Genomic DNA, 3698 nt, shown 5'->3' with positions numbered 1-3698 from the left:
GCCGATCCGGCGTACGGTTCCAGACCACAAGATCATGGCCCGCATCCAGCAGCCGCCGGGCCATTGCCTGGCCCATGCGTCCAAGACCTATGAAAACTACCTTCACAATAAAGCTCCGTATTCATCACGCCCGCGCATCAATGCGAGCCGTAAATGCCGACCACCGCGCAACACAGCGCCCAGAAGACCGGCCATTCGCTTCCGCCTATATGCCAGAGCCATTTGCGCGAGAGGCGGAAGTTCGCGACTGCGGCGATCAGGAGGTAGATGCTGGCGAGGTAAGCGGCGTATGCCGTCAGGATGCCGAACACCAGGCAGATCGCCAGGATGATCTCGATTGCCATCGCCGCGTAAGACCAGAATTGGGGCGGCTTCCAGCCAGCCAGCTTGAAGAAGCCCACCGAGGCCTCCCGCGCAGTGATTTTCCCCACGACATGGGGGACGAAGAAAGCGCCACACAAGATCCTCAGTACATCGTAGCCGTTTGTTAGGTCGAAGACGCTGTACACGGCGCATTTCTCCTCCGCCTAACGCACCCAGGGTGGGGGCGACCCGCCCGAACTTGGTCGAAACAACCACTCCACCGACGCCAGTCTCGCCCCACTGTCATAATTTATACATCGGTGCTTGACAGGGCAAGAAAAATCGACAATTTTACCGTTCAACGGCAAATGAACGAAATTTAGGCGACATTTTTCCGTTCGGCGAAATAATCAACAGGGCGGCCGCACGACGAGCGAAGGTCGCTGAACAGATCCGGCGCAACGCCGCATCTCCAAGTAGGACAGGGAAATTTTGGGTGAAGTATAATCGTCCACACGCCGGCGCCAGCTTTGGATCCCAGGCTAAGGACTGGGAACGGGGCATCGATTACGATCGCCTGTTCAAGGCGAGGCTTGCACGGGCACAGAATGCTGTCCGCCACGCCGGCCTCGGTGCGGTCCTTTGCTTCAATTTCGATAACATTCGCTATGTCACCGGTACGCATATCGGTGAATGGGCGCGCGACAAGTTCATGCGCTATGCGCTTTGTCCGGCAGATGGCCCGCCGTTCCTGTGGGATCCCGCACCACCTGCCAAGCGGTTGTCATCGCCGTGGATCGCCGACAATGTGGCCGCCCCGATCTCGACCATGCAAGGCGGGCTCCCGCCGTGGATGAACGTGCAGGGCGATTTCGCGAAGCAGATCAAGAAGGCTCTCGTTCACTTCGGGATTGAAAAGGAGCCGCTCGGCATCGACATCATGGAGCTTCCGATGCTCCGTGCGCTCGAGGCCGAGGGCATCATGGTGGTCGACGGCCAGCAGGCGTTGCTCGATGCCCGCGAAATCAAGACTCCGGACGAGATCGAGTTGCTCAAGATGGCTGCGGCCATGGTGGACGCCACCTACGTGGACATCGCCAAGGCTGTCCGTCCGGGGACCCGCGAGAACGAACTTGTGGCAATCGCTAACGATCGCCTGTTTCGCATGGGCTCGGAGCGCGTCGAATGCGTCAACTCGGTATCGGGTCCACGCGGTCGCCCGCATTCGCACACGTTCTCCGATCGTATGATCCAGCCGGGTGACATGGTGTTCCTGGACATCATGCACTCATACAACGGCTATCGGACCTGTTATTACCGCACCTTCATCTGCGGGGAGCCAAATAAATTCCAGATCGACGCCTACGAGAAGGCATCGAAGTGGATCAGCGCTTCGATCGACATGATCCGGCCCGGGGTCACTCCTGACGAAGTCGCGGAAGTTTGGCCGGACGCCACCGAATTCGGCTACCGCGACGAGGCGGAGGCATTTCTCCTGCAATATGGCCACGGCGTAGGGCTGTCGCTCTGGGAGCGGCCGATCATCTCCAAGCGCTACCGCGGGCAAAACCAACCGCTGCGCGAGGGTATGGTGTTTGCCCTTGAAACGTGGTGCGGTGCGGCGGACGGCTCAGGCGCTGCTCGGATCGAGGAAGAGGTGGTCGTCACCAAGGATGGTTGCGAAATCATCACGAACTTCCCGTCGGATCGATTGATTTCATGTGGTTTGCCGGGATGCGAGATTTTCTAGTCCGTCAAAAACCGGCAATTTGGTAAGTAATTATAGATCTAGTATATTGTCGTTATTGGAAAACAAAAAGTAGGTAATTGCAATATTAGGTCGCATGCTGTTGTCAATTTAGGGGAATGGTAATGAGGAAAGATCTTAAAATCCGAGCAACGTTACTTTGCGCCGTTGCCATTGGTGCGCTTGCCAGTCCCGCACTGGCGCAGGACGCCCCCGCCGCCGCTGCCACGCAAGACCAGGCGGCCGACGAAGGCGGTTCGGTTTTGTCGGACGAAATCGTCGTAACCGCGCAACGCCGCGAACAAAACATCCAGAAGGTGGGTATCGCCATCACCGCCTACTCCGGCAAGCAGTTGCGCGCGCTCAACGTGGTCGACTCGCGCGAGCTCGCAGCGCTTACGCCGGGCGTGCACCTCGGTGGCGCGCTCGCCGGCCAGAACAGCCAGTACACGATCCGCGGCGTTACCCAGAATGATTTCAACGATATCGTCGAGGCTCCCAACGCTGTTTATCTGGACGACGGTTACATCGCGATCGGCCAGGGCCAGACTTTCGCCCTGTTCGATATCGACCGCGTCGAGGTGCTGAAGGGGCCGCAGGGCACGCTGTTCGGCCGCAACGCGACCGGTGGCCTGGTCCGCTACATCACGCGCAAGCCCAAGCTGGACGCCGTCGAGGGCTTCGTTGACCTGAACTACGGAATTCACGACTCCCCCGGATCGCCCACCGCATTCCATGGGGAAGCCGCGATCAACCTGCCSATGRSCAGCACRWTGGCGACGCGCGTCGCCGTCATGTGGAACAAGGCCCAGCCCTATGTGCGCAACTCCTATCCGGCGGGCGCGGTCGGYGGGTCGCCGGGCCCCGGCGCCGGCGCCAATCTGGGCGACGACGATACCCTGRCCGGGCGTRTMACCACTTTGTTCGAGCCCAGCGATGGGGCGCGGGTACTGCTGTCCGTCAATGCGGCCAGAACCCGGATGTCGWCGGCACCCTATCAGSAGAAGCCGACGGTCGGCATATTCRATGCGGCCGGCGAGCTGGTCAATGTGGTCAACGCTTCCCCCACCGAGACGCGCGCTTCCATCGGCGCAAATAACCAGGATTTCGGCTCCGACCTCAATAACGACGGCGTGTTCGGCGACAGCTTTGGCCGTCCCGTCCCCGGCGCCGACTTCTTTGGCTATAAAGATCCCGATGGAAGCGATCCTCGCACGTCGAGCGACTTTGCATTCCGCAATCACGGGCGGGTGCGCACCTATGGCGCCAACCTCAACGGCGAGTTCGAGTTAAGCGACGGCGTCAAGTTGGCGGCGGTGACCGACTACAAGCATTTCTACAAAATCGGTTTCGTGGACACCGATTCTGGACCGGGCAACCAGTCCGGCGTGTATCAGGGCGTCAAAGCTTCCACCTTCAGCCAGGAAGTCCGGCTGACAGGAAAGAGCGATCTCGTCGATTGGACGGGAGGCCTGTTCTACCTTTACATCAAGGCGCACGCACGATCGGGGCTGAAATTCCCCGTAGGCAGCGTTGTGCCGGGAGCGCCATTCGATATCGGCGCCGATGGAACGCTCAGGACCAATTCCTACTCGGCCTTTGGCCAGTTGGACTGGCACATCGCCCCGCGACTGGCACATCGCCCCGC

The 3698-nt window shown here is 59.9% G+C and carries 4 protein-coding genes; 2 read left to right on the top strand and 2 right to left on the bottom strand.

Translation table 11 applies throughout. The annotated features are described in order from the left end of the window. Both AC1DPF_RS18895 and AC1DPF_RS18890 read right to left on the bottom strand, forming a co-directional pair. The coding region (locus tag AC1DPF_RS18895; RefSeq protein WP_477962933.1) for an NAD(P)-binding domain-containing protein at window positions 1-106 on the bottom strand (106 nt) is incomplete at its 3' end. 31 nt (window positions 107-137) lie between these two features. Next, window positions 138-509 (bottom strand): DoxX family protein, encoded by a 372-nt coding sequence (locus AC1DPF_RS18890; RefSeq protein ID WP_477962931.1) that lies wholly within the window; start codon window positions 507-509, stop codon window positions 138-140. Between the two features lie 290 nt (window positions 510-799). Here AC1DPF_RS18890 and AC1DPF_RS18885 point away from each other — a divergent pair, with 290 nt between their 5' ends. Together AC1DPF_RS18885 and AC1DPF_RS18880 are read left to right on the top strand one after the other, a co-directional pair. Further along, window positions 800-2053 carry a M24 family metallopeptidase gene (locus AC1DPF_RS18885; RefSeq protein ID WP_477873421.1) on the top strand — a complete coding sequence of 418 codons (1254 nt, stop codon included), beginning with the start codon at window positions 800-802 and terminating at the stop codon, window positions 2051-2053. A 122-nt stretch (window positions 2054-2175) separates the two neighbouring features. Then, on the top strand, window positions 2176-3698 hold a 1523-nt coding region (locus tag AC1DPF_RS18880), incomplete at its 3' end, for a TonB-dependent receptor (RefSeq protein ID WP_477962929.1).

Source organism: Rhizorhabdus sp. P4_G6, from assembly GCF_056401045.1.
This window is presented reverse-complemented; position numbering and strand designations above follow the sequence as displayed.